27 protein-coding genes and 1 pseudogene are annotated in these 25,558 nt (G+C 51.1%); 9 read left to right on the top strand and 19 right to left on the bottom strand.

Going from position 1 to position 25,558, the window contains the following annotated elements:
- Window positions 1-155: 155 nt before the first annotated feature.
- Entirely contained in the window at window positions 156-515 is a 360-nt protein-coding gene (locus MJB10_RS25790) for a DUF2294 domain-containing protein (RefSeq protein ID WP_314800026.1), read from the bottom strand.
- Between the two features lie 330 nt (window positions 516-845).
- Here MJB10_RS25790 and MJB10_RS25795 point away from each other — a divergent pair, with 330 nt between their 5' ends.
- Window positions 846-1,073, top strand: coding sequence for a hypothetical protein (locus MJB10_RS25795; protein WP_314800027.1), 228 nt, complete (start codon window positions 846-848; stop codon window positions 1,071-1,073).
- 64 nt (window positions 1,074-1,137) lie between these two features.
- Here MJB10_RS25795 and MJB10_RS25800 read toward each other — a convergent pair whose 3' ends face one another.
- The 7 genes and pseudogenes from MJB10_RS25800 to MJB10_RS25825 all read right to left on the bottom strand — a co-directional run bounded on the left by MJB10_RS25800 (window position 1,138) and on the right by MJB10_RS25825 (window position 5,408).
- On the bottom strand, window positions 1,138-1,464 hold the full coding sequence (locus MJB10_RS25800) for a hypothetical protein (RefSeq protein ID WP_314800029.1): 327 nt from the start codon (window positions 1,462-1,464) through the stop codon (window positions 1,138-1,140).
- Window positions 1,465-1,508: 44 nt separating this feature from the next.
- Window positions 1,509-1,880 carry a hypothetical protein gene (locus tag MJB10_RS25805; protein WP_314800031.1) on the bottom strand — a complete coding sequence of 124 codons (372 nt, stop codon included), beginning with the start codon at window positions 1,878-1,880 and terminating at the stop codon, window positions 1,509-1,511.
- Between the two features lie 130 nt (window positions 1,881-2,010).
- Window positions 2,011-2,859, bottom strand: coding sequence for a DUF72 domain-containing protein (locus tag MJB10_RS25810; protein WP_314800033.1), 849 nt, complete (start codon window positions 2,857-2,859; stop codon window positions 2,011-2,013).
- An 8-nt stretch (window positions 2,860-2,867) separates the two neighbouring features.
- Entirely contained in the window at window positions 2,868-3,302 is a 435-nt protein-coding gene (locus tag MJB10_RS26775) for a protein-tyrosine phosphatase family protein (protein WP_397386648.1), read from the bottom strand.
- A gap of 12 nt (window positions 3,303-3,314) precedes the next feature.
- Window positions 3,315-3,722 (bottom strand): annotated as a pseudogene (gene arsC, locus MJB10_RS25815) (arsenate reductase (thioredoxin)); the annotation flags it as partial.
- 24 nt (window positions 3,723-3,746) lie between these two features.
- Entirely contained in the window at window positions 3,747-5,039 is a 1,293-nt protein-coding gene (locus MJB10_RS25820) for an arsenic transporter (protein ID WP_314800034.1), read from the bottom strand.
- Between the two features lie 45 nt (window positions 5,040-5,084).
- Entirely contained in the window at window positions 5,085-5,408 is a 324-nt protein-coding gene (locus tag MJB10_RS25825) for an ArsR/SmtB family transcription factor (protein ID WP_314800036.1), read from the bottom strand.
- Between the two features lie 283 nt (window positions 5,409-5,691).
- Here MJB10_RS25825 and MJB10_RS25830 point away from each other — a divergent pair, with 283 nt between their 5' ends.
- Both MJB10_RS25830 and MJB10_RS25835 read left to right on the top strand, forming a co-directional pair.
- Window positions 5,692-6,873, top strand: a complete 1,182-nt coding sequence (locus MJB10_RS25830) for a cation:proton antiporter (RefSeq protein ID WP_314800038.1) — start codon at window positions 5,692-5,694, stop codon at window positions 6,871-6,873.
- 100 nt (window positions 6,874-6,973) lie between these two features.
- Window positions 6,974-8,236: a cation:proton antiporter gene (locus MJB10_RS25835; protein ID WP_314800040.1), complete on the top strand. Its 1,263-nt coding sequence runs from the start codon at window positions 6,974-6,976 to the stop codon at window positions 8,234-8,236.
- An 88-nt stretch (window positions 8,237-8,324) separates the two neighbouring features.
- Here the strand turns inward: MJB10_RS25835 and MJB10_RS25840 are convergent, their stop codons facing one another.
- The 3 genes from MJB10_RS25840 to MJB10_RS25850 all read right to left on the bottom strand — a co-directional run bounded on the left by MJB10_RS25840 (window position 8,325) and on the right by MJB10_RS25850 (window position 11,120).
- Window positions 8,325-8,957: a hypothetical protein gene (locus MJB10_RS25840; RefSeq protein WP_314800042.1), complete on the bottom strand. Its 633-nt coding sequence runs from the start codon at window positions 8,955-8,957 to the stop codon at window positions 8,325-8,327.
- 73 nt (window positions 8,958-9,030) lie between these two features.
- Window positions 9,031-10,422: a sensor histidine kinase gene (locus MJB10_RS25845; protein WP_314800044.1), complete on the bottom strand. Its 1,392-nt coding sequence runs from the start codon at window positions 10,420-10,422 to the stop codon at window positions 9,031-9,033.
- Window positions 10,416-11,120 carry a response regulator transcription factor gene (locus MJB10_RS25850; protein WP_314800046.1) on the bottom strand — a complete coding sequence of 235 codons (705 nt, stop codon included), beginning with the start codon at window positions 11,118-11,120 and terminating at the stop codon, window positions 10,416-10,418. The genes MJB10_RS25845 and MJB10_RS25850 overlap by 7 nt, the downstream gene beginning before the upstream one ends.
- 162 nt (window positions 11,121-11,282) lie before the next feature.
- On the opposite strand from MJB10_RS25850, the gene MJB10_RS25855 reads away from it, so the two are divergent.
- Window positions 11,283-11,636: a hypothetical protein gene (locus MJB10_RS25855; RefSeq protein ID WP_314800048.1), complete on the top strand. Its 354-nt coding sequence runs from the start codon at window positions 11,283-11,285 to the stop codon at window positions 11,634-11,636.
- A gap of 321 nt (window positions 11,637-11,957) precedes the next feature.
- Here the strand turns inward: MJB10_RS25855 and MJB10_RS25860 are convergent, their stop codons facing one another.
- Window positions 11,958-13,631: a glutamine--tRNA ligase/YqeY domain fusion protein gene (locus tag MJB10_RS25860; protein WP_314800049.1), complete on the bottom strand. Its 1,674-nt coding sequence runs from the start codon at window positions 13,629-13,631 to the stop codon at window positions 11,958-11,960.
- Between the two features lie 84 nt (window positions 13,632-13,715).
- Between MJB10_RS25860 and MJB10_RS25865 the strand changes: the two genes are divergently transcribed.
- On the top strand, window positions 13,716-14,945 hold the full coding sequence (locus MJB10_RS25865; RefSeq protein ID WP_314800050.1) for an aminopeptidase: 1,230 nt from the start codon (window positions 13,716-13,718) through the stop codon (window positions 14,943-14,945).
- Window positions 14,946-15,000: 55 nt separating this feature from the next.
- Here the strand turns inward: MJB10_RS25865 and MJB10_RS25870 are convergent, their stop codons facing one another.
- Entirely contained in the window at window positions 15,001-15,855 is an 855-nt protein-coding gene (locus MJB10_RS25870; protein WP_314800052.1) for a hypothetical protein, read from the bottom strand.
- 197 nt (window positions 15,856-16,052) lie between these two features.
- Between MJB10_RS25870 and MJB10_RS25875 the strand changes: the two genes are divergently transcribed.
- The 4 genes from MJB10_RS25875 (at window position 16,053) to MJB10_RS25890 (ending at window position 19,695) form a co-directional block, all read left to right on the top strand.
- Window positions 16,053-16,994, top strand: a complete 942-nt coding sequence (locus MJB10_RS25875; RefSeq protein WP_314800054.1) for a helix-turn-helix transcriptional regulator — start codon at window positions 16,053-16,055, stop codon at window positions 16,992-16,994.
- 83 nt (window positions 16,995-17,077) lie between these two features.
- Window positions 17,078-17,578, top strand: coding sequence for a DinB family protein (locus tag MJB10_RS25880; protein WP_314800055.1), 501 nt, complete (start codon window positions 17,078-17,080; stop codon window positions 17,576-17,578).
- Between the two features lie 457 nt (window positions 17,579-18,035).
- On the top strand, window positions 18,036-18,884 hold the full coding sequence (locus MJB10_RS25885; RefSeq protein WP_314800056.1) for an SDR family oxidoreductase: 849 nt from the start codon (window positions 18,036-18,038) through the stop codon (window positions 18,882-18,884).
- Window positions 18,885-18,909: 25 nt separating this feature from the next.
- A complete protein-coding gene (locus MJB10_RS25890) occupies window positions 18,910-19,695 on the top strand; it encodes a DUF421 domain-containing protein (RefSeq protein WP_314800058.1) in 786 nt (261 codons plus the stop codon).
- 42 nt (window positions 19,696-19,737) lie between these two features.
- Here the strand turns inward: MJB10_RS25890 and MJB10_RS25895 are convergent, their stop codons facing one another.
- The 6 genes from MJB10_RS25895 to glpK all read right to left on the bottom strand — a co-directional run bounded on the left by MJB10_RS25895 (window position 19,738) and on the right by glpK (window position 25,533).
- Window positions 19,738-20,325: a TVP38/TMEM64 family protein gene (locus MJB10_RS25895; RefSeq protein WP_314800060.1), complete on the bottom strand. Its 588-nt coding sequence runs from the start codon at window positions 20,323-20,325 to the stop codon at window positions 19,738-19,740.
- 168 nt (window positions 20,326-20,493) lie between these two features.
- Window positions 20,494-21,159: a glycosyltransferase gene (locus tag MJB10_RS25900; RefSeq protein WP_397386558.1), complete on the bottom strand. Its 666-nt coding sequence runs from the start codon at window positions 21,157-21,159 to the stop codon at window positions 20,494-20,496.
- Window positions 21,160-21,255: 96 nt separating this feature from the next.
- Window positions 21,256-21,486: a winged helix-turn-helix domain-containing protein gene (locus MJB10_RS25905; protein ID WP_314800062.1), complete on the bottom strand. Its 231-nt coding sequence runs from the start codon at window positions 21,484-21,486 to the stop codon at window positions 21,256-21,258.
- Window positions 21,483-21,653: a hypothetical protein gene (locus tag MJB10_RS25910; RefSeq protein WP_314800064.1), complete on the bottom strand. Its 171-nt coding sequence runs from the start codon at window positions 21,651-21,653 to the stop codon at window positions 21,483-21,485. The genes MJB10_RS25905 and MJB10_RS25910 overlap by 4 nt, the downstream gene beginning before the upstream one ends.
- A 390-nt stretch (window positions 21,654-22,043) precedes the next feature.
- A complete protein-coding gene (locus tag MJB10_RS25915; protein WP_314805859.1) occupies window positions 22,044-23,759 on the bottom strand; it encodes a glycerol-3-phosphate dehydrogenase/oxidase in 1,716 nt (571 codons plus the stop codon).
- A gap of 265 nt (window positions 23,760-24,024) precedes the next feature.
- Window positions 24,025-25,533, bottom strand: coding sequence for a glycerol kinase GlpK (gene glpK, locus MJB10_RS25920; RefSeq protein WP_314800065.1), 1,509 nt, complete (start codon window positions 25,531-25,533; stop codon window positions 24,025-24,027).
- Window positions 25,534-25,558: the final 25 nt, after the last annotated feature.

Raw genomic sequence — 25,558 nt, forward strand, 5'->3', positions numbered from 1 at the left:
CCATTGCGTGTATGTACTTATCATTTTCGAAATAAAAAACCACCGCAAAACACAACTCAAACCTCCAATTAGGAAGCCTCAGTTCTGTCTCACAGTGGTTAGTCTCCGGCAGGGTCGCTACCAAGTGCCAAGCACTTACTACTTATGTATATGCTTTACTTCGCAAACTTCTTCTCTACATCTTCATCAAAAACAAACACCGACATCCCAATATCCCGCTCGATATCAATATCCACGAAAAGATGAACGAACTTGGCGCCAAGCAGCTCTTCCATTTCGACGGGAGGAAAATCCTTGTACAGCTCTTTCACCATCTGTGTGCGCGTCGTGCGGAGCATTTGTCTGCCATCGCCCGTCTTCGCCATAAACTTCTCCACTGGGGATAAATTTCCTTCCATCTCACAAATCGCCCAACATTTGCAGAAGGTCGTCGTGACACGCTCAGGTCCTTTGCCCATATGCTTCTTACGGTAGGACTTCACCAGATTACTGAACTCAGCTTCCATCCGATTCATCAGTCAACCACCTTCTTACCCGTACTCTCTTCATCATAGCAAGGAAACGATTTCCTGACAACTAGTCCAATAGACACCTTCAACTGTCAAAAATGCCCCTGCTCTGAGCCCCTTAAATGAATTCATCGCTCCTCCGCAAGGGCATCTCATTAATCGGCAGCCGAATATCTGCGACTCACTCCTCTTCATCCCACTTCCGGGAGTACGCCTTTTTCGTAATCCACAACGTCAATCCGATCACGATGGCGATCGTGATGACGCTTAAAATCACCGTTAGTACCATGCCTAGCACTCCTCTTCTCAACTTCCTATCCGCCTATTGTATCAGAAATGCGGATCATTTGGACAGGCGCACTCAGCCTGGCACTTAGGCTGATCGTTTCCTTAGAAGAGCCATCCCGCATCGAACTTGAACTTCCTGCAAATGTGCATCAATTTACCCAGCCTCATCCGCTTAGAGCGAACTTAACTGCAAAAGTACAGCAATTTGGCCCGAAACTGGCCCTTTCAGAAAAAATGCCCGAAAAATCCTGCACTTTTGCAGGATCGATCTCCTGAGACGGCAGCCCAGTTGCGTATACTAAATTTAATGTAAAAGTTGAGGTTATTTGAGAACATTTTATCAGTCTACAAATCTTATAAAGGGATCAACGATTCTCTGAATAAATTCAAAATAAGGATACATCACTGACGCCAAAATTAACAGAGTGATATATACGCCCCACCATTCAATTTTTTTCCTAAGTATTTTTACATTCAAGATAACATATGAAGTTAAATAGCAAATACTAAAAACTGTCGCCACTAGTCTTTCAAAATTTGTTGGAATATCATTGTCCCAACCTGTACCACTTATAACTACAAATAGTATTAACCATACAGTTGGAATGAGAAACATTCCCCAAAATACACTTATTATTGCGCAGGCCATGTGCTTTTTTAATGTCACGTTGTCACCTTCGAAATTGGAATGTTATTTTTTCGTGACCTTCACTAAAACCTATAAGCGAGATTATAAGACAAATACATGACGCCACAAGATGTTAAAAATATATACAAAAAATAAGCAAGTTTCTTATTTTTCACCGAATATTTTACCAACATAAAATATGCAAATAGTATAAGTGCAGATATTAATAAAAATGGCATGGCAAGTTCTTCCCCAAAACCTTCAGAAGTCGAAACCATGTCTATAAAAAGTATGAATACTAAAATGCTAACTATGATTCCAAAAGAGTACGGAACCCATGGAACCCTATTGCTACTTGTACCTTTAACCAGCCTCACTAATTGAGTTCCAAATACTAGAGTTATTATTAGAGTAGAAATGACAAGAGGGTCTTCAATAAAAGTAATAAATCCCATGCGTATCAAACCTCCAAAATAAATTTCATCCTCTATCTGAAAAAGCAAATAATAGCCTTACCATTGTATAAAGGTAAGGCATCAAAATTTGTAATAACTTGCCGATTATTATATTAATTTTTCATAAGCCTCACTCAAACAAATCCAACTGCCTCGGCGACGTATCCTCAATCGCGATCCCCAGCATCGCCATCATCTCCTTCGCATTGCCCGTCGCATGCCCGCCAGAGTTGTTGTTGAAAATCACGCAGACCTCGCGCGACTGCTCCTGCAGCTGCAGCAGCATCGCCTTCCACGCTAGCAGCTCGCTCTGGCTGTAGTTGTACAGGTAGCGAACGTCGCGCCAGTTCGCCTCGCCGTTATTGACCCAGCCGCTCTCATTGCGGCCGTGAAAGCGCACTATCGTCATCGCAGGATGCGTCGCCTCCAGCACGATGGGCACAGAGCCCACGCCCGCCTGCGGCTCATCGCAGACGCTGTGAATCCAGCCTTCGCGCCGCATGAAGGATAGTGTCTTCTCGCGCAGACAATCGCGAAACCAGCTCTGGTGGCGGAATTCCAGCGCCACAGGAATGTCGCCCATGCGGGCTTTCGCTTCGCGAATGACATCCACATTCGCCTTCGTGCAGTCGAACCACGGCGGGTACTGGAAGAGCACCGCTTTCAGCTTGCCCGCTTCGACGACAGGACGGATGGAGTTTCGAAAAGCAGTGAACATCCCGCTTGTCTCTTCCTGCGAGTACGTTTGCCGTGTCTGCCCCGTTAATCCTTGATAAGCTTTGACGATAAACGAGAAGGAGTCGGTCGTGTCAGTGGCCCATTTCTGGTACCAGCTATCTTTGTGAATGGCATAATAGGAGCTATCTACCTCGACAAGCGGGAAATGCTTATTATACTGCTTCAGCTTGTCCTGCTGTCGCACACCGCCCCGATACAGCTCTTCATGATCGCCCCAGCCCGCAAGTCCGATACTTATCATGTTCTCACCTACTTATCGTACAACTTCTCCAGCGCCTCACGCTGCGGCGGTCTAATGTTAACCACAGATCGAATGCTCTGCGCCAGTTTCTCCGCTTCCTCAATATTCGCACTCTTACCCAGCTCGATCAAAGTACCTACAGCTACTGCGCCCGTGCGCCCTTTGCCGCCTCCGCAGTGGAACCCGACCTTTTTGCCGCTCTTGTACGCATCCACAACGTGCTGAATCGCCTGTTTAAACAAAACGTCCTGCGGTCCTTCCGCGTTGTCTCCAAGGGGGACTTGCAGCCATTCTACGTTACCCCCAGGATAAGCGCATTCCGTCGCTTCTCCTCGTAAATCTACGATAACCTCCACGTTCTCATTTTTCACCATAGCCTCGACGTCGGCAGCAGCGCCAAAGAAAACTTGATCATCGATGAGTGCTTGATAGTTTTTCTGCATGAAATCTCCTTTCACGAACTGCTCGATCCGATGCCGAATTGCATCCCGCACTTCACGGAATTTCGCCGTGATTTCTTCTTCTGTTCCCGTCGCTTTGGCAGGGTCTTCGAAGCCCCAGTGCCATCTCACGGCCTTATCATTTCGAACCACAGGACAATGGTCATTCGCATGACCACACAAGGTGATGATGTAGTCGGCACGCCCCAGCAATTCAGGGTCAATCACATCGGAGGTGTTGTTCGAAATATCGATACCCGCCTCTTTCATCGCAGCGACTGCCCTTGGGTTTAAGCCGTGTGCCTCTAAGCCAGCGCTTCTTACTTCATAAGTATCGCCACCTAAAGCCTCCAGAAATCCATCCGCCATCTGGCTGCGGCATGAATTTCCTGTGCAGAGGAAATACACTAATTTTTTGTCCATGTGGAACATCTCCTTATCCTTAAATTAGGTGATCACCCTGAGCCATACATACAGCCCAAGAAGGGTGATGAACAGCGTGGGAATTGTAAGCACGATGCCGACTCTAAAATAGTAACCCCAAGTAATTTTGACACCTTTATTCGCTAAAACATGCAGCCACAATAAGGTGGCCAGTGACCCGATTGGTGTAATTTTCGGACCTAGATCCGAGCCGATCACATTCGCATACACGAGCGCTTCACGAATCACGCCTTCCGTCTGTGTCCCTTTAATCGCAAGCGCATCGATCATGACCGTTGGCAAGTTATTCATCACGGAAGAGAGCAGCGCAGCTAGGAAACCCATGCCAAGCGTGGCCGACAACAAGCCCTGATTCGATATGTTCTCGATGAGTGTGCTTAACGCGTCGATGAGCCCGACATTTTTCAAGCTATACACGACCACATACATCCCGATGGAGAAAACAACGATGTTCCACGGTGCTTCTTTCATCACTTTTTTGCTTTCTATGGAAGGGCTGGTACGAGCAATAAGTACGAAGATTAGCGCGACAATGCCCGCAATGATCGAAACAGGAATATGGATGAAGCCGCTAACCAGGTAAGCAACTAGCAGGATTCCCAGCACGAACCAAGACACACGGAACAGCTTCCCGTCTTTGATCGCTTCTGCGGGCTGTTTGAGCTGTGCGAGCTCATAGTTTGCCGGGATTTCCTTCCTGAAGAAAAGGTAGAGTACCAGCAAGCTTGCCCCCATCGAAACGATCCCTGTTACGAACATGCGGCTCGCATACGTCACGAAATCAATGCCGAAGAAATCAGCAGATACGATATTGACCAAATTACTGACCACAAACGGAATCGACGTCGTATCCGAAATAAATCCGCTGGCCATGATGAAGGGCAGGATCATTTTATCCGGAAATTTCAATGCACGAACCATAGATAATACAATAGGGGTTAAAATAAGCGCAGCTCCATCATTCGCGAATAGCGCAGCTACAGCTGCTCCCAGCCCAATGACATAAACAAACATCCGCTTACCGTTTCCTTTGGCCAACCGAGCCATATGCAAGGCGCACCATTCAAAGAAACCAATTTGATCGAGTATCAAAGAAATGAGAATCAGGGCAACAAACGTAAGTGTGGCATTCCAGACGATCCCCGTTACAATCCCAACATCATGGAAGGAAACGGTTTGACAAATCAGTGACAGCAAGGCACCCGCTGATGCGGTCCAGCCGATATTCAGTCCTTTCGGCTGCCAAATGACGAACGTTAACGTTACTACAAAGATGATTATTGCAAGAAAAACCATGTGCTCCTCCTTATCGGTTAGACAACCTGCCTTTAGCGCATACCGCTAATCACAACAATTGAGCTGCTCGCAGGAAATTGCGGCAACCTTTTCTTTTTGCGAGGGTACGTATTGTAAAAACGTATTCAGATACGGCTTATCCTCCACGTTCAGCGAATAGTACACCCATTGCCCCTTTTTGGCTTCCTTCACCAAACCGCCTGCCTTCAGCTTTCGCATATGCTGGCTTACATTGGGTTGACTGGTCTGCAAAAGTTCAACAAGCTCATTCACACAAAGCTCGCGTTCTTGGAGCAGGGAGAGAATGGTTAGTCGCATTTTATCCCCTAGAAGCTTGCAAACATCCGATAATTGTTCGATATCGACCACGATTACTCGCTCCTCTATTTAGCTGGATTTCAGCATTTCCTACCACATTATCGCAATCTTAATCTCATTTGTAAATGATTATATAATTATTTGATTATATACCCTTGACCGAATAAGCTCTTACCGATTTTCCTTTACTTCCCTGAAAACCCCCTGTATAGTAAATCTATATCGCATCACCCGGAGGAGCCTGCCAACAGCGGGCTTTTTTTGTCTTTTTTACATACTCAAGATCTTCTCTGGAAAGATTATCCGTAACAATAGAGCGCGAGGAGTGAATGTCATGATCCATTATTGGCTTATTCTAATGTGCATTGCCGTTGCCATCGCTTATCTCGCAGATAAAATCAAACAGCCTTATCCGACGCTGCTTGTCGTCGCTGGCTTACTGCTTGGCCTCTTTCCCATTCCAGCCCTGCATGATATTAAGGAATATGTCGCTTCTGATACGATTTTCAAAACCACAGTCATCCTCATCTTCCTGTCGGCGCTGATCGGGGATGCGGCACTCAAACTGCACGCCCATGAGCTGAAGGACAATAAGCGATCCATCTTGATGCTTGCTTTGCTAGGCACATTGCTGACGTTCGTGCTCATCACTGCCTTGTGCTACACCCTGCTAGGGCTTTCCTTGCAAAATGCGCTCGTCTTCGGCTCGCTGATGGCGGCCACGGATCCGGTATCCGTGTTGAGTATTTTCAAATCGTTAGGACTGAACCAGAAGCTGTCGGTCATTGTCGAGGGTGAGAGCTTAGCGAATGACGGCGTGGCCGTAGTCCTTTTCAAAATCGCGCTCGTCACAACGACACTAAGCTTGTCCGGTGTGCTGAGCGGTTCCTTCGAGTTCGTCAAAGTCGTTGTGGCAGGCATGCTGATCGGGCTGCTCTTCGGCTATCTGGCTAGCCGTATCACCGCGACCATCGACAATTACTTGGTCGAAATCGGCCTGTCCATCGTGTTGTTCTACGGGGCATTCGAAGTCGCAGAGATGTTTCATCTATCTGGTGTGATTGCGGTGGTTTTTGCTGGATTGGTACTCGGCTCCTACGGAAAAAAGATTGGCATGTCCGACTTGACCCTGGAGAAGATGGACTCGTTCTGGGAAGTGATCGCGTTCATCGGGAATGCCATTATATTCCTCATGGTCGGCCTCGAAATATCGAACATCGATTTCGCTGATAAATGGTTCGAGATCACAGTCAGCATCGGGATCGTCCTCGCGGCGAGATTCGTCGCCGTCTATGTCAGCCTGTCGATGGACCATAGCATCCCGCAGGCGTGGAAGCCCATTATCGCCTGGGGCGGGCTGAAAGGCTCGCTGTCCATCGCACTCCTGCTCGGCGTGGCTCCCGACTTCGAAGGGCGCGATCTGCTGCTCGCAATGACGTTCAGCAACGTCGTCTTCTCACTGCTCGTACAGGGGACGACGCTGAGCTGGTTAGTCAAGATTTTGAAGGTAAGATGACAGTGAGAGGCGAAAGAATGATACAGATACCCAGAGGGTAAATACACCATTAGATAGGGGTTAAGGAAAAAATGAAGAATCAATATGCGGTGATTAGCTAATGGAAAATACAACTTCTGTCATGATTGACCACGTCATCATTCTTCTAGTCTTAATTTTCGGATTGGGGATGCTATTCGGTAAAATAGCCCATTTTCTGAAACTGCCAGATGTTGCACTTTTTCTAGTTGCCGGTATGATAATCGGACAAGGCTTTCATTGGATTAATGAGTCCAGCACATCTTTTACGAATCAATTTATTTTAGTCATCGGCTCTACGCTTATTTTATTCGATGGTGGTCGCAATATCAGACTTTCGGGTCTTCGCCAAGTATGGATAACCGTGAGCTTACTTAGTATTCCAGGTGTTATCGTTACTTGCGGAGCTGTTGCAATTACCGCGCATCTGCTTTTAGATCTTCCATGGTTGTATGCGCTATTGTTGGGAGCTATTATCTCTTCGACTGATCCAGCTACACTCATTCCAGTATTTAAACAGGTGCGAATTCGGACGAAAGTTAGGGAAACCGTAGAAAGTGAGTCTGCCTTTAATGATGCAACAGGTTCGATTCTCACCTTTTCACTGCTGGCTATTATTATGGGAACACAAGCTGTATCTATCTCATCAGGTGTAAGTGAATTTGCAAAAACGGCCCTAGGCGGACTCCTGCTTGGTGGTGTTATCGGGTATGTCCTAACCTATCTGACTGCGCATTTGAAGTTAGGTTTCCTGAGAGATTACGCTACTATTGCAATGGTAGTAACCTCATTGGGTGCTTATATTGCTGGGGAACTAATAGGAGTTAGTGGCTTCATGGCGACTTTTACAGCTGGACTCATTTGGGGAAATGCGGGAACATTTAAGATGGATATGAATGATAAGCTACACGAAATGGAGCATTTTTCCGAAAATATTACAGTGATCATGCGTATGCTGATTTTCATTCTTCTCGGCAGCCAAGTCAACTTCACCATTATTTTCGAGCATTTCTGGACCAGTTTGGGTGTTATTTTTGTCTTTATGTTTATTGCTCGCCCTCTGACAGTCTTACTTTGCACGCTGCCAGATCGTAAAGCGAAGTGGAAATGGAATGAGATTGTGTTTATGTTCTGGGTGCGAGAAACGGGTGTCATTCCCGCAGCTTTGTGCGGAATGGTGGCAGGGATGGGCGTCCAGCACAGCGAACTGATCGCGAGTGTTACCTTCATGGCTGTGCTTATCACCATCTTATTCCAAGCAAGCTCGACTGCTTTTGTGGCTCGAAAACTTGGACTTGAGGTAAAGACCGAAGTGGAAGAAGAGAGAACTAACCATCCCTGTTAAATTAGTCAGAAGAATCGCTGATATCACTTCAGTTAAATGAAAAGCCCCCAGCGCCAAATTGGCACTAGGGGCAGAGGGATCGTCTCGCTTATTTCTGCGCTTTTTTCGCCCATTTCGCTTGCAGCGCGGCTTCGATCTCGGCGTAGATTTGCTCGGTTGTTTTGCCAACTGTGGAGATGCCGAGCTTCTCCGCTTTCTTGGTCAACGCGGCGGATTTCTTCGCGTCTTTCGCTGCTTTCAGCGCTGCGCGGATCTCCTTCGCTGTCTTGCCATCCGTCGCGATGCCTGCATCTGCTGCCTTCGCTTGCAGCTTCGTCAAAGCTGCAGCTTTCAGCTCCGCTCTAAGCTCCTTATTCGACTTTCCGTCTGCGCTCACACCAAGCTTCTCCGCTTTCGCTTGCAGCTTCGCGGCAACGGCCGCTTGGATCTCCGCTTTGAGCTGCTCATTCGTTTTGCCATCCGTGCTGATGCCAAGTTTGGCTGCCGCCGCTTGCAAATGCTCGGTACGGCGCTCGTTGCCCGCTGCTTTCAGCTCCGCTTTGATCTCCTTATTCGTCTTGCCGTCGGTCGATATGCCGAAAGCTTGCGCTTTCTCCGATAAAAGCTGCTTTAGCGGATGAAAAGCGTTTGTATCTCCTTGTGCATTCGCTGCGAAAGCCGCCACAGGGACGGAACATACGATGACACCAGCTGCCACGATGCCTGCTAATTTTTTCAACATAGGATTCACTCCTCGATTTGTTAGTAAGTACCTCACGAAACCTATCTTACCTGAGAGATATGTCATAAGTTTGTCATGTGCGCGCCTGGATAAAAATCCGGAACACCGTACCCTTCTGTGGCCCCGACTCCACGTGAAGAGTGCCTCCATGGGCTTCAATGATATGCTTGCAGATCGTCAGCCCCAGCCCAGCTCCTGTTCGGTTTCGGCTCTCATCGGCCTTATAGAAACGGTCGAACAAATAAGGCAGTTTCTCCTCTGGAATGCCTGGGCCATTATCCCACACCTCGATCCATCGCTCCTGGCGCATGACCCTGACGCGAATGCCCGCGCTGCTCCCTTCAGGGATATGGTTAATCGCATTATCGAGCAGATTAATGAGCACCTGCCGGAGCCGGTCACCGTCCGCGTGAGCCACATAAGGGCCATCCGCTGCTGCGTGCAGCTCAATCTGTTTGGCCTTCGCCTTCATCGTCAGTTGCGTCACAACGAGGCTCGCCAGCTCAGGAACATCGACCTCGCCGATGGTGAGCTGGACTTTTTTCTCCTCGAACGAGGACAGCTCCAGAAGGTCCTGGACGAGTCGAGTTAATCGCAATGTCTCCTGCAGGGAGACATCTATATATTCTTTGGCGTCCTCGGGCTCGACCACGCCATCTGTAATCCCTTGCAGCGAAGCTCGGATCGTCGTCAGCGGCGTCCGCAGCTCGTGGGAAATTTCCGAGAGGAACCGCTTGCGGCCTTCCTCGACTTTCTGCAATTTGCCTGCCATGCGGTTCAATGAGCCGGCCAACGAGGCAATTTCGTCCTTGCCTCGCACAGGCACCCTGCCGCTAAAATCACCAAGCGCCAGCGCCTCCGCGGTCTTGCTCATCTCTTGAATCGGCTTTACAAAATGCCGAGAAACGAAGTACAGCCCGGCAATGGCCAGCATGGCCACCACAAGGGCGGCGATATAAATGGCGCGATTGATGCCATTTATCGTGCCTTGAATATTTTGCAGCGGCGTATATAAGAATATCGCCCCAACGATCCGACTGTCCTGCAGGACAGGACGTCCGACGATTAGCATTTTAGCCGTACTATTCTGGGCAAAATTACTCCGCACCGTCACGGTCTCCCCCGTGAGGACCTTCTCTACCCACGCCAGCTTGGCGGGGGTTTCGCCGATCGACTGGATTTTGTCCAGCGCCGCTTTCGGATGCTTCACGACCGAGACGCGCACGTTCGACGTTTTTTCTATCGTACTAATTTGCTTGCGGAAGTCCTTCAGCTGGATCGAACTATCGAATAAATCCTTTGCCAACTCCTCCACCTGCTCCACTTTCTCTTGCAGCAGCTTCTCACTTCGATCGTACGTCATCTGCTTCATGGTGTAGGAAATGGCCCCCGAAATCGCGAGGATCGACACCAGCGTGATGGATATGTAAAGGAATAGCATCTTACGGTAAAAAGAATTCAGCATGCCCCAGGCTCCTCAAATTTGTAGCCAACGCCCCAGACCGTGCGAATGTTCCAGTCTTCCTTGCGCTCTGTGAGCGCGGATAGCTTCTGGCGCAGCCTTTTGATGTAAAGGTCAACCACGCGATCCTCTCCTTCGAAGTCCCAGCCCCAGATCTTGGCAATCAGATCCTCGCGGGTGAACACCTGATTCGGGTTCCGCACGAAAAACAGCAGGAGCTCATACTCCTTCTTCGGCAGGGGCACCATTCGCCCTTCAACCGTCACCTCATGGCCAATGCTATCCACGCGCAAGCTGCCGATCTCATACACATGCGCTGTGGGCATCACTTGGGCGCGAAGCCCTGTCCGACGGAGAATCGACGTGACCCGTGCAACCAGCTCATTGGGATCAAATGGTTTAACGAGATAATCGTCAGCTCCCATCTGCAGCCCCTCGATGCGTTCGTCCACATGGCCCCGCGCCGTCAACATCAGAATCGGGACATCGCTCTTCGCTCGGATGCTTTGGCACACCGACCAGCCATCTCGCTTCGGCATCATCACGTCGAGCACAATGAAATCCGGCCGCAGCTCTTCGAACTTGTGAAGCGCCTCCTCGCCATCATGAGCGGTAATAACCCGATATCCGTTTTTCTCCAAATATAGCTTCGTTATTTTACAAATATTCAAATCATCATCGACGACCAGAACCGTTGTCACGCTTATGCCACACTCCTTTTTTGAACAACTAGATTCCCTTATTATACGAAATAAATGTGAAGAAACTATTACCATTTGCACATTTTTAAGGTCGTAGTGAAATCTACCACTCGGGCACCTTCCTTCTCGCATTTACTATAGAGAAAGGAAGGAGGTGATACGATGTCTACCTATCCACTTCGTCCTATGAAAGCTGATAAGGGTCAAGGAAGAGTACGTTATGCGATGCCCAAAACCTTGCTTAGATCAACTCCGCGACTTAATCGTTTTACTGTCCTGTGGGTGAACCAAGCAGGTGTGCCGTTTAACACAACGGGCTTCTTCTGCGTAGCCAGCACGCTTGGCGGTGTTCGCCTTGCAACTGTTCGCTTCGACAGCTTCGGCACAGCGGTGTTCAACACAATTGCCACACCAACGAATCGCGCGCTGATTATCCGCACCTTTAATCGTAATGGCGTCTTGTTCCGCACACGTTTTGTGCCTGCTCGTGTTTCTGCTTTTGCTATTATTGGGTAGTGCTTCAAGTGAGGCGGCGAAAGGTCCATGTTGTAGTTTATACACCATGATCAAGGCATTTGGGGCTAGATGCTACCTGAAGTTGTAGTTCATACAACATTCTGAGGCTATTCAGCCTCAAAATGCCCTTTTCAGCCAATATTGTTGCACAACATGCAGCATTGAAGCTCCAAACGGTCATATTCCAGCAATAATGATGCGTAGAGTGCAACATTATTGCTGGGAATAAGGCGAAGGGTTCATGCGTCATGCGCAAAAATAGCCCCGCAACTCCTGCACATTCGCAGGATTGCGGGGCTTTAAGCTGCACCCGTTCGTTAATTACACAACGAACGAACTTTTCAACGAAACGATCAAGTTGAACACAAGATGATCGGGTGTCGTGTACTTCGGATCCACGTTGAAGTATCCGTGGCGGAAGAACTGGAACTTGTCATGCGGAGCTGCGCTCTTCATGTTGTCTTCCACGAAGCCTTGCACGATTTGCAAGGAGTTCGGGTTCAAGTTCTCGAGGAACGATGCCCCTTCTTCGCCCTCCTCGTCATCCAAGATCAGTGGCTCGTATAAGCGGAACTCCGCAGGGACGGCGCTCTTCGCATCGACCCAGTGGATCGTGCCTTTCACTTTGCGGCCAGTGAAGCCGCTGCCGCTCTTGGTCTCGACGTCATAGGTGCAATGCAGCTCAATGACGTTGCCATCAGCATCCTTGACGAAGTCGTTGCACTTGATGAAGTAGGCGTTTTTCAAACGCACTTCGTTGCCAGGGAAGAGACGGAAATATTTCGCCGGCGGATTTTCCATGAAATCGTCTTGCTCGATATAAATCTCACGAGAGAACGGGATCATACGGTTGCCCATCTCCGGATTCTCGGAGTTGTTATCGGCTTCCAGCATCTCCACGCCATCCTCCGGATAGTTGGTGATGATGACTTTCAGCGGATTGAGCACGCCCATCGTGCGCAGCGCCTTCAACTTCAAATCCTCGCGGATGAAGTGATCCAGCATTTTTGCATCGACGACGCTGTAGCTGCGGGCTACGCCGATTTCGCGCGCGAAATTGCGGATCGACTCTGGCGTATAGCCACGGCGGCGAAGGCCAGAGATAGTCGGCATTCGCGGATCGTCCCAACCGTCAACCGCTTTCTCGTCGACGAGTTGTTTCAGCTTTCTTTTGCTCATCACCGTATTCGTTAAGTTCAAGCGTGCAAATTCATACTGTCTCGGCACATTCGGCATCTCGCACTCACGAATGACCCAGTCGTAGAACGGACGTTGATCTTCAAATTCTAATGTACAAATGGAGTGCGTAACGCCCTCAATCGCGTCCTCTAACGGATGTGCAAATGCGTACATTGGGTAGATGCACCAAGTATCTCCCGTATTATGATGGTGCGCATGCAAGACACGGTAAATTACCGGATCGCGGAAGTTGATGTTCGGTGAGGACATGTCGATTTTGGCGCGAAGCACGCGCTCGCCATCTTTGAACTCGCCTGCGCGCATCCGCTCAAACAAAGCAAGATTCTCTTCTACCGAGCGATCACGATGCGGACTGTTTGTCCCAGGTTGTGTCAGTGTTCCACGCGTTTCACGGATTTCGTCGGCCGTTTGGTCGTCTACGAAAGCTAGACCCTTGCGAATCAACACCAGCGCGCGTTGGTACATTTCCTCGAAATAATCCGATGCAAAAAACAAGCCATCCCATTCAAAGCCAAGCCAAGCTACATCAGCTTTAATGGACTCTACATACTCCGTATCTTCCTTCACGGGGTTCGTATCGTCAAAGCGCAGATTCGTTCTTCCCTTGAATTCATCCGCTAGTTCAAAATTAAGACAAATCGACTTCGCATGTCCTATATGAAGGTAACCGTTCGGCTCCGGGGGAAATCGGGTCACGATCTGACTTACTTTGCCTGATTTCAAATCTTCGTTTACAATGTTCTTAATGAAATTCGATGGCGTGCTTACATTAGCTTCCGCGTTTTTCGTTTCCATATGTGCCCAGCCTTTCTCCCACGGGTTAAAGTTTTATTAACTATCATACACTATATGGTACTCAAATATAAAGGAGCCAATGCGATGGAGTCATTCGACTACTATTTAGATCAATATGCAGAGCTTGCGATACGCGTAGGATTAAATGTTCAAAAGGATCAAACCGTCGTCATCACGACGCCGATCGCCTGTGCAGATTTCGTCCGCAAGCTGGCGAAGAAGGCTTATGAAGCCGGTGCCAAAGACGTTGTTGTCGATTGGGACGACGACGAAGTAAAGGCGCTTCGTTTGAAGCATGCACCCGAAGATACATTGAAGACATATCCGATGTGGCGAGCGACGGGCCTGGAGGAAATGGCCAGAGATGGCGCCGCGTTCCTTTCCGTGTATGCGCCAAACTCGGAGCTACTCAAAGATGTAGCGCCAGATCGTGTCGCGATGTCGAGCAAAGCAGCTGCTACCGCGCGCGAAGGCTACCTGCAATATGTACGCGGTAATAAGGTGAACTGGCTGCTCGTGTCGTATCCAACCGCCGAATGGAGTGCGAAGGTATTCCCAGGTCTGGACGAGTCCGAGCGGATTACGAAGCTGTGGGAGCAAATCTTCACGCTGACGCGCGTGGATCAGGCGGATCCTGTTGCCGCATGGAAAACGCACATCGATACGTTAACCGCTAAGCAGCAATCGCTGAACAGCCATAAGTTTAAGCAGCTGCATTTTCAAGCACCAGGCACAGACCTGTACATAGAGCTAGCACCGAAGCATCAATGGGTGGCCGCAGGCAGCGAATCGGAGAAAGGGATTTTCTTCGTGCCGAATATTCCAACGGAGGAAGTATTCACGATGCCAGCCCGTAACGGAACGAACGGAACAGTTCGCAGCACGTTGCCGCTGAGCTATCAAGGCTCCCTGATCGATGGCTTCTCCCTCACCTTCAAGGACGGCCGCGTCGTAGAAGCGACAGCAGAAATAGGCCAAGAAGTGCTGGACAACATGCTGAACATGGATGAGGGCGCTCGTTACTTAGGCGAAGTGGCCCTCGTACCATACGATTCGCCGATTTCCCAATCGGGGATCATCTACTACAACACCCTGTTTGACGAAAATGCTTCCTGCCACGTCGCACTCGGTAACGCCTACCCGTTCACGATCGAGGGTGGAACGACGATGACACCAGAGGAACTCGCTGAGAACGGTTATAACAAAAGCTTAATCCACGTTGACTTCATGATCGGCTCACCCGATATGGAGATTGACGGGATTATGGCGGATGGCACGCGCTTGCCTGTGTTCCGCAAGGGGAACTGGGCATAAAAAAGAAGACCGTACCTGCCTGGCAGAAACCAGGTGGTTGCGGTCTTTTTGTTCATCAATCCTCGTCTTCAGGGCCCGGCGGGCGCATCAAGCTCGTCTTCACTGTCTGCACGACAGCGGCCTCTTTCAACTTCCACGCGTTCCCCTTCCACTTCCATACCGATGTCACGTACCCCAGTGTATCCGCATTTGCGATACCTGTAATCCGTTGAACACCTTTCAATTCGCAGAAACCATCCAGATCCACATCGACAGGCTTCAATTGACTGTAGTCATCAACGTTAACGATGATCGGCTTCACCACCTTGCCGTGGCTGTAAATCCCAAACTGCTCATACGCCTCCTTGCGATCTGCGATATCGAGCGTAAACGATTTGCCGGTCTCTTGGATTTTCATTTTCACCTTATAGTTCTTCTTGAAGGTGGCGTCAGCATGCAGCGGACCAGGCATCGGGATCGCGGTTGGTACGTTATTTTTCAGGGAATAGATATGATTCGTCGTGTACCCGCCGCTGCCCCCCGTATCCGAGGTAACATAGATTTGCGGCATGCCGTCATGGATAAAATCACAAAAATCCATCTTTGGATTGTACCCGCCTGGCAGCGGAATTACGACCTGAGCCTGGTTTTGACCCACGATCGCGATAAATAACTTATCAAAGTAGGCGGTATTCGGGTCGGATTGCCAGCCAACTAAAGAAACGACCTCGAATTGGCCATCCCCAGTGACGTCGATTTCGCGCGTCTGGATTAGCTTGCCCTGCCCTTGAGGCGGTGTGGGCTGCACAGCAGGCGGCGGGAGTTTCTGTGCATAGGCGAGATCGGCCCCCATTACGGACATACCGCTCAAGCCAACACTGATGGCTGCGGTGTATAGCGCGATTTTAAACATTTTTGCAGGTGAAATCATGGGTCGCACATCCCCTCTTGGTGGCATTCATTATGCGGGTTTATTATTTCAAATTTTCCCATGCAGTATGCGGAGGGGATGGGACGCACTGCAAAATTCGACTTTTACCTGCCATTTGCTTACAGTGAGAAGGAGACACCCCACCTCTGTAGCGAAGAGATAGGTAGTGAAATTGAAGATTGTAATGAGGTGTTCCTTTGAAAATAGATCGTCTACTCGCCATCACCATGCTGTTGCTGAATCGTCGTCGGATCAGTGCCAAAGAGCTTTCCGAACGATTCGAAGTGTCGCTCCGCACCATCTATCGCGATGTGGAGGCGATTAATCAAGCAGGCATTCCCGTTGTTTCCTATGCAGGCCTCAGCGGCGGCTATGAAATCATGGATCAGTACCGGATTGACCGCCAGTTCCTGTCCCTCGAAGAGCTTCAATCGATCATCGTTGGGCTCAAAGGGATTCGCGCCTCCATCGGAGATCAAGAGATCGGCGGTCTGCTCGATAAAGTCGGCGCATTGATCGCCAAATCCGAACATCCTACTGCAGCGCAACTGGGCAGCCAGCTAATTCTCGACATGAACCCCTGGGGCAGCGGCCATCAAAATAAAGAGCATCTCCCCTTGCTTCGCACCGCCATTCGGGAGACCAAGCTCGTTTCCTTCTCCTACTTGTCCTCGCAAAGCAAAGCCTCGACACGCACCATCGAGCCAATGGGCATCGTTGTGAAGGGATTTGGCTGGTATTTGTACGGCTACTGCCTGCTGCGTAACGATTTTCGCGTTTTCCGATTATCTCGGATGGGGGATGTGGAAGTGCATTCTCAAACCTTCGAGCGCAAACAAGAAACGATCGAACAGCTCGAATATGGACGAGGTGAGCGCTCCGACCGCACCCTCATTCGACTTGTACTGCATGCCCAGCCCAATGTGAGAGCACAGGTTGAGGATTATTTCCGCCCTGAGGATATTGCGCTGCAGCCTGACGGCACGCTCATGATTACAGCTACACAGCCCGACGAACCTTGGCTGCATGGCATGCTTTTAGGCTATGGCCCGAGCCTGCGGATCCTAGAACCGCCTCACATCGCAGTTATCATTAAAGAGAAGGCCGAAAAAATCGTCGCCCTCTATCCGACCCACTGACATTCTGTTGTCAGTGAGGTTTGTCTATACTGAGGATAGACGAAAGAAAAACAAACTGAAAAATTTGAAGGAGGATTTCCCCTATGTACAGAGCGATTGAGGATTTTGTTAACGAGTATACCAATGAGGCTAAAGCGACCCAGCGTGTGCTGGATGCTCTAACTGATGCTTCCCTTGCGCAGCGTATCACACCCGAGCTTCGCTCCCTTGGCCAAATCGGTTGGCATATTGCTACGACGATTCACGAAATGATTTCGCGCACAGGATTAACCTTTGCTTCACCAGAAGGCGAAGAACACGCGCCTGCTTCCGCAGCTACCATTGCTAGCGCGTATCGTTCTTCGGTTGCTGCGGTTTTAGAGGCCATTCAATCCCAATGGACCGATGCGAAACTCGCGGACAGCAGCGACATGTACGGGGAAATGTGGCCTAATGCTTTGACCCTGCGTATTTTCCTCTCGCACGAAATCCACCATCGGGGTGAAATGGTCGTGCTGATGCGCCAAGCGGGTCTCCGTGTACCAGAAATTTATGGTCCGACACGCGAGGATTGGATCGAGCGCGGGATGGAACCGTTGGTGTAGAATTGTAAAGGAGTTGCTTCTCAAGCGGATGCTTGTGGGCGGCTCTTTTTTGGTGAGAGCAGCGGAACCCTGGTTCCGTTTGGAGGGAAAGTCAACAAATAGATGCAACAGCGGAAGAGATGTAACGCCACGGGGTGGCGATTGTGTGTGCGTTAGCAGCGATGGCCCCTTCAGGCGGAACGTCGTTCCGCTATTTGCCCGAAATCGCTCTAAAACCGCCTTGTCACGGAACGTCATTCCTCTAATCAGCCAAAACAAGCGGTAAAACGTCGGAAATCAAAGGAATAGCGCACTCAGCTTCCGTCTACGCGCTAAAATCAATAAATTTGTCGAAATAGCGGAACCACGTTCCGTTTAAAGAGGGGTTAGGGAGCTGGAAGTATCGCTTGATGGAATACGATTACCAAGCGGGAAGACGCCCCATCCATTATACTGGAATAAAAAGGAGGCGATTCCGGTGGATACTCAAACGGTTCTCGTTACCGGCGCAAACTCCGGCATGGGCCTGGCCACGACGGTGGCACTGGCGGGGCAGGGCGCGCACGTTGTGATGCTGTGCAGGAGCCGCGAGCGCGGCGAGCAGGCGCTTCTGGAAGCGCGCCGCCAGAGCGGATCCGCACGCATCGAGCTGATGCTGTGCGATCTTGCTTCGCTCGCGAGCATCCGCGCGTTCGCGGCGGCTTTCCTGTCCAAGCACCCTGTGCTGGACGTGCTTGTCAACAACGCAGGCGTGGTCAACCTCACGCGCAAAACCACAGCAGACGGCTTCGAGGCCATGATGGGGGTCAACCATCTGGGCCACTTCCTGCTGACCCAGCTTCTGCTGGATGCGATCGTCCGCGCCCCGCAGGGGCGGATCGTCAATGTTTCCTCTGGCGCCCACAAAATCGGGCGCATCGACTGGACCAACCCTCACCTGCAGCGAGGGTTCCGGGTGTGGCACGGATACGCCCAGTCGAAGCTGGCGAATATCCTGTTCACCCGCGAGCTTGCGATGCGGCTCGCAGGCACTGCGGCCACGGCCAATTCGCTCCATCCTGGAGCCGTGGCCACGAACATCGGTGTCGATCGCGACACCGGGTTCGGTAAAGCCGTGCTGGCGATGGCACGGCCGTTTTTCCTGACGCCGGCGCAGGGCGCGGATACGGCGGTGTATCTGGCCTCGAGCCCTGACGTGCGAACGGTCAGCGGCGAGTATTTCTACAGGCGCAAGATTGCGCCTGTGTCGGCCAGAGCGAAAGACGACGCGCTAGCTCGTCAGCTCTGGTCGTGGAGCGAGGCGCAGGTCGGGCTGGCCTCCGAGTAGCTTTTGGGGATAGCACCCCGCATCTATGGGCATCTTAAAGGGAGCATTTACCTTATTTGCGGAGTGTGACTCTCGCTTGGACTTCTTTCGCAGTCAAGATTCGCTAACTACCCTGCAGTGGATTTTGCGTGCCGTTGTCGGCTACTCTTTCCTGCTGATCACAGCCAAAGCACTTGGCCAGCGCTCCATCTCCCAGCTGCGTTTTCTTGATTTCGTCATCGCTCTCATTCTCGGCAATATTATGGCACATCCGCTCTCTGACGAGCACCTAGCTTTAAAAGGCTCCATGATTACCACGCTGTCGATCGTTGTGCTCTATCTCATTACCTCTTGGCTGAGTCTCAAATGGAACTTCCTCAAGCACCTCTTTGAGCCTACCCCTCTCACGCTCATCCAGCACGGGCAGCTGCATATCGGCGGCTTGCGCAAAGCCAAAATTTCCGTCGATCACCTCTTCTCCGAGCTGCGCAAGCAGCAAGTCGAGGATATTGAGAAAGTGGCTCGCGCGCTATGGGAGCCAGGCGGGACGATTTCCGTTTTTCTGGAGCCGCAGTATCAGACCGTAACTGCCAAAGATATGGCCATCCCTAGCGAGCCATTCTCCCTCGTGAAGCCCCTTATTGTGCAAGGCGTTTATGATAAAAAACTGCTCACGCAGCAAGGCAAAGATCTCGCTTGGCTGCAAGCGCAGATGGAAGCGGCGGAAGTCCCCTTGGAGCAGGTCGAGCTTGCTACCATCGATGACCAAGACGGGATTCACATTTATATGGGGCTGGATATGCACAAAAAAGACGAGCAAGCACTGCCATAGTGCGTGTTCGTCTTTTTATTTGTATTTTCGGTGGAGACCCACTTACATGAACCGTTTTTCCACCCTTTTACTAATAAACAGAGACGCCGCGATAAATAGAGCCACGTAGATGAGCTCGAATGGGTTATTCAGGAACCGCTTCAGATCGTAGCCGATAAAGCTGACGGATAAGACCATGACGGCTTTTCCCGAGGCAACAGCGAGCAAAAATGATCGGAAACGCATTCGCACCAGCCCCGCAGCCATGTTAATGACGACGAACGGTCCTAAGGGAAATAAACTGAGGATAAACACGTAGTTGAACGCATGTCGTCGTGCCCAGTTCAAGCTTCGCTGAACCTTCGGTTTCTGCGACCAGCGTACCAAGTACGGGTGGCCAGCCACCTTTTTCACAATCGCAAAAGTCGCTAAACAGCCGCAGACGATACCAATCCACGAATAGAGAAAGCCCAGCCAAAGCCCATACACAGCCGCATTCACACTAATGATCACGATGGTGGGAAGCGGCGGAATAAAGGATTTCATAAAAGGAAGCAGCAGCCCTGGCAGCGGTCCGAGTGAACGGTACTTGTCGAGCAGCAGCATCAGATTGTCTTCAGTTAAGTAGGATACGAGCTCTTTGAGGTCCATATGGTGTGAAAAGCCTATGCCGTGCAGCCTTTCTCTCCTTTCGATCATATGGCTCGATTATAGCATGGGTATGCCTGCTTCGCACGATCTCTGGGCTCTGAGCAAACCAAAAGAAGCCGACACTGGCGATCACCAGTATCAGCTTCCGATTCAGCTTGGGCGCTGCGATCATTTGAATTTATCAGGGAATTGGCTGATCAAGCCAGCCGAAAGCATGTCCGCATACATGAGCATGTGGTCTTGTCCTTTGTCATAAGCAAGGATATCAGCTTTCCAATCCTTCTTGAGTCTTGCGGTCACTTGATCTGTAATGAACTGCAAATGCGCATGCAGCATGTCCTGCTGCACTTTCTGTGACCAATTCGGATTGGCCGCACTTAGAAACTTAGCGATATCGTCGGCGTTGCGGTACCACTCTTTGTTGAACTTGGCTAGATCCGCTTGATTGCCGCTTTTGGCCGCATCAAGGACTTTCCCTGCGAGCATGATATGCTCCCTCAAAAGCTCTACTAACTTATTTCCTGCCGCATCACCATAGAAAGGCTTGACCGCGTCACCAATATCCTGCTGATTTTTCAGCAATCGGGCCAGCACGTCTTTCTGATCTTTTAGACCTGCAATTGCACTGACAACGTAGCTCCTTGTCCATTGGACATGTTCCATCCAGAGCTTGCGCATTGCATCATGCAGCTGGACCATTTGAGGACTGTAAGAGACTACCGCCGCTGGCGAAGGTTCTTGACGAGCTTTCTCCGCATAAGCCTGCCCACTCGGGATAAATCCTCCCATCACAACAGTTAGGGCTAGCAGCATAAACAGCATCTTTCTTTTCATGGACTCTACTCCTTGGGTTAACAAAATGGATTAGCATGGTTATTCTGAGCGATCACCCATCTTTTTATACCAAAGAGCCCTCGCCTAAGCTCAAGCTCAGGACTCGACTTCTAGTCGGTAGCTAACTCCGCGCATGGAAACGAATCGAATCGAGGATGTCAGGGCGCGGACGCGGCTTCGCAATCTTTTAATATGCACATCGACCTTTCGCTCGTCTTTCTCGTAGTTCATCCCCCAAACCTGCTCGATCAGCTGCCGCCTCGTCAACACATGATTCGGGTAATTAGCAAGCGTGAACAAGAGGTGGAATTCTTTGAGCGATGTCATCTGAGTGAATGCTGAATGTCGGATGAAGAGAGTAGGTGGAGCAACAGACTTTTCTGTACATGCATACGGTTCTCCGCTTGTTGATACAGGATCGCTTTCTCCGTTTCCAAAACCTCCTCAACCTCCTCTGTGATCTCAAAGCCAGGGTGAACAGGCATATCGTGCATGATATAGGGCGAATATTTGCTAGTTGGTTTGGGACTGAATGAGGCTGCGAACGGAACGTGGTTCCTTTATTTTCGCAAAAATAGCTAGTTTTCCGTGATAGCGGAACGTCAGTGCGCAATTTCTCTTGTATTGGTCGTTTTTCGCTAGTTTTGGACGGATTAGCGGAACCACGTTCCGCTTGATACGAAAACGGGCGGTTTTCGTATAAATAGTGTACTGACGTTCCGCATCAGACGAGGAATTCTTGACATATTGGAGAGGTACACCGCGGCAAGAGGCATGTCGAGGGATATGCAAAGAAATGTATAAACTCAGCATTCACATAATTATAAAAAAACAAGGTGCTCAGCTCTCAATGAGAGCGAAGCACCCTGCTTACGATCCTAACCCTATGCCTCCAGCGGGTTAACTGCCTCGTCCAGCAGCCGATCCAGCTCGGCTGCATAAGCCGTCGCCTGCGCTTCGTCCCAGCCGAAGCGCTCCGCGAGGAAGGCTGCCGCAGGCGCCTTCCACTGCCTTGCCCACGCGATGTCGAAGAAGAGGGCGCCCGTGCGGCGGATGAAGAAATCCGCCGGCTTCACGACCATCTCGCACTCCACTGCGTACACGAGCGCAGCGAGCACCGCGGGGGGCAAGCCTCGCCGCCCAGCCTCACCCCCGTGCTGCTCCAGCAGCGCAAATACGCGGTCCACGTTGGACCCGTATCGCTGCGCGAGCAGCATCGCCTCTGGCGCGGTCAGCCCCAGCCGCAGGCCTTGGCTGACCTTGCTGCGCAAGAACGGCGCCAGCTGCGCGGAGCCGCCCACATCGCCGCCGGAAATCGGCAGCGTACGGGTGCGGCTCGGCGGGAGCGCCGCCGAGACCTTGCCCTCCGCCAGCAGCATGGCGGCGATGCGATCCACGACCGTCTCCGCCATTTTGCGGTAGCCGGTCAGCTTGCCCCCGGCCATCGAGATGAGGCCGGAAGCCGAGACGAAGATTTCGTCGCGCCGCGAAATCTCGGAAGGATCTTTGCCCTCCTGGTGGATCAGAGGGCGCAGCCCGGTCCAGCTCGACTCGACGTCCGCCTCGGTCAAGCCGAGGGACGGAAACATCTCGTTCGCCGCGCGCAGCACATACGCGCGATCCCCTACCGTAATGCGGGGATTGGCAATATCCCCTTTATAATTGGTGTCGGTCGTGCCGACATAGGTTTTGCCATCGCGCGGAATCGCAAACACCATGCGCCCGTCCGGCGTATCGAAATAAATCGCCTGCCCGAGCGGGAAGCGGCTCTGATCAAAAACCAAGTGCACACCCTTGGTGAGATGCAAGGTTTTGCCGTGCTTAGAGTGGTCCATTTCGCGAAGCGTATCCACCCACGGCCCCGCCGCATTCACGATTTTACTCGCAGACAGCATGTAGGACGCTGATCGATCTTGTGCTTGTCGTTCTTCTTCTTGTCGTTCTTGTACTTCTCGATCATCTGCTTCTCGATCTTCTTGTCGCCCCTGGCTCCCCGCCCCCGCCAACTGATCCACAACCCGAACCCCAACCAACGTCCCGTCCTGCACAACCAGTTCCTCAACCTTCGCGTAATTCACAACCATCGCGCCGAGTTCGACGGCCTTTTTCATCACTTCGATTGTCAGCCGCGCATCATCTGTGCGGTACTCCACGTAGTAGCCGCCGCCGCGGAGATCCTTCCGTTTGAGTAGCGGCTCATGCTGCAGCGTCACCTCGGGGCTGAACATCTTACGACGTTCCGAGCGCTTCACCCCAGCTAGAAAATCATACACACGCAGGCCGAGCGAAGTCGACAATTTGCCGAACGTGCCGCCTTTATAAAAAGGAAGCAGCATCCATTCCGGCGTCGTCACATGCGGTCCATTTTCATATACAATCGCCCGCTCCTTGCCGACTTCCGCGACCACCTTCACGTCCAGCTGTTTCAAATACCGCAGTCCGCCATGCACCAATTTCGTCGAACGGCTGGACGTCCCCGCAGCAAAATCCTGCATCTCAACCAACGCCGTACGAAGCCCTCGACTCTGAGCATCCAGCGCAATGCCCGCGCCTGTAATTCCGCCGCCGATCACGATGAGATCGAAATGCTGACGAGACATTGCTTCGAGCAGCTCTTTTCTTTTTAAACCGCTAAACGATCTATTTGCTCCTCTATCTCTAGGATTATTCACTTGATCTCCCTTGTTCCCCGCTTGATCCACTTGCTCTCTCTCTGCCATCCCAATCGCTCCCTTTTATTGACAAGTATGAAAAACGAAAAAACCACAACAACCCTAGCACGTTTACACGTGAAGGTCCGCTGTGGTTTCTCCTAGTCTCCAACCGAATATGAACTTGTTATGTGTAGTATAACACGATATGGCGTTATTTAAAAGCGATCGCGGCGTTTACTGCCTTTTTCCAACCACTGTACAATTGCTCTTGCACGTCCGCTGCCATCTCCTGCTGGAAAGCATGATCGACCTGCCATTGCGCCGCAATTTCCGCCTGATCCTGCCAGAAACCAACCGCGAGTCCCGCCAAATAAGCCGCCCCAAGCGCCGTCGTTTCATTAATGACCGGACGCTCAACCGTGACACCTAGCATGTCGCTTTGGAACTGCATCAGGAAGTTGTTCTTCACCACACCGCCGTCAACCCGCAGCTTGGTGAGCTCAATCCCCGAGTCATCCTCCATGGCTTGCAGCACGTCCTTCGTCTGGTAGGCCAAGGATTCCAGTGTCGCCCGGATAAAATGCTCCTTCGACGTCCCCCTTGTCAGTCCAAATACCGCTCCCCGCACCTCACTGTCCCAATAAGGCGTCCCCAGCCCTACAAAGGCAGGCACCACGTACACACCATCGGTCGATGCAACTCGCTTCGCGTAGTCCTCGGAGTCTTTGGCAGATTTGATCATCCGCAGCCCATCGCGCAGCCACTGAATCGCCGACCCCGCTACGAAAATGCTGCCCTCCAGCGCATACTCCACCTTCCCGTTCAACCCCCATGCAATGGTCGTCAAAAGGCCGCTGCGCGACGGAATCGCATGATTCCCTGTGTTCATCAGCATGAAGCAGCCAGTGCCATAGGTGTTTTTGGCCATCCCTTTTTGAAAACAAGCCTGACCAAACAAGGCCGCCTGCTGATCCCCCGCCGCACCTGCGATCGGAATCGCTGCACCGAAGAACAGGCTTTCCTGCGTATGTCCGTACACCTCTGACGACGAGCGAACCTCTGGCAGCATCGCCGCAGGAATGTCCAAATGCCCCATCAGGTCCTCGTCCCACCTCAGCTCGTGAATGTTGTAAATGAGCGTCCGCGACGCGTTGGAGTAATCCGTTACATGCGCCTTGCCGCCTGTCAGCTTCCAGATCAGCCACGTGTCCATCGTGCCGAACAACAAATCCCCTTGCTCCGCGCGCGCCCTAGCGCCCTCAACGTGATCGAGGATCCATTTAATTTTGGTCGCAGAAAAATATGCATCAATCAGTAGTCCTGTCCGCTCCCGGAACAGGTCGTTAAGTCCCTTCGCCCTGAGCTCCTCGCAGATGTCCGCCGTTTGCCGCGACTGCCACACAATCGCATGATACACGGGCATCCCCGTGTGCCGATCCCAGACAACCGTCGTCTCCCGCTGGTTCGTGATGCCGATCCCCGCTATATCCGCTGGCTGAACGCCCGACTCTGACAAGAGCGTCGCAATCACGCTTTGAATCGACAGCCAAATCTCATTCGCATCGTGCTCCACCCAGCCTGGTTTCGGAAAATACTGCTTAAACTCTTGCTGCGCGGTATGGACAATGCTCCCCTTTTGATCGAACAAAATGGCTCTGGAACTCGTCGTTCCTTGATCGAGGGAAAGTATGTATGAGGGCCCCACTCCCGTTGTTTTCATGTTGTGAAAACCTCCTTGGCAATAA

The organism is Paenibacillus sp. MBLB1832, assembly GCF_032271945.1.
Lineage (GTDB): Bacteria > Bacillota > Bacilli > Paenibacillales > NBRC-103111 > Paenibacillus_E > Paenibacillus_E roseopurpureus.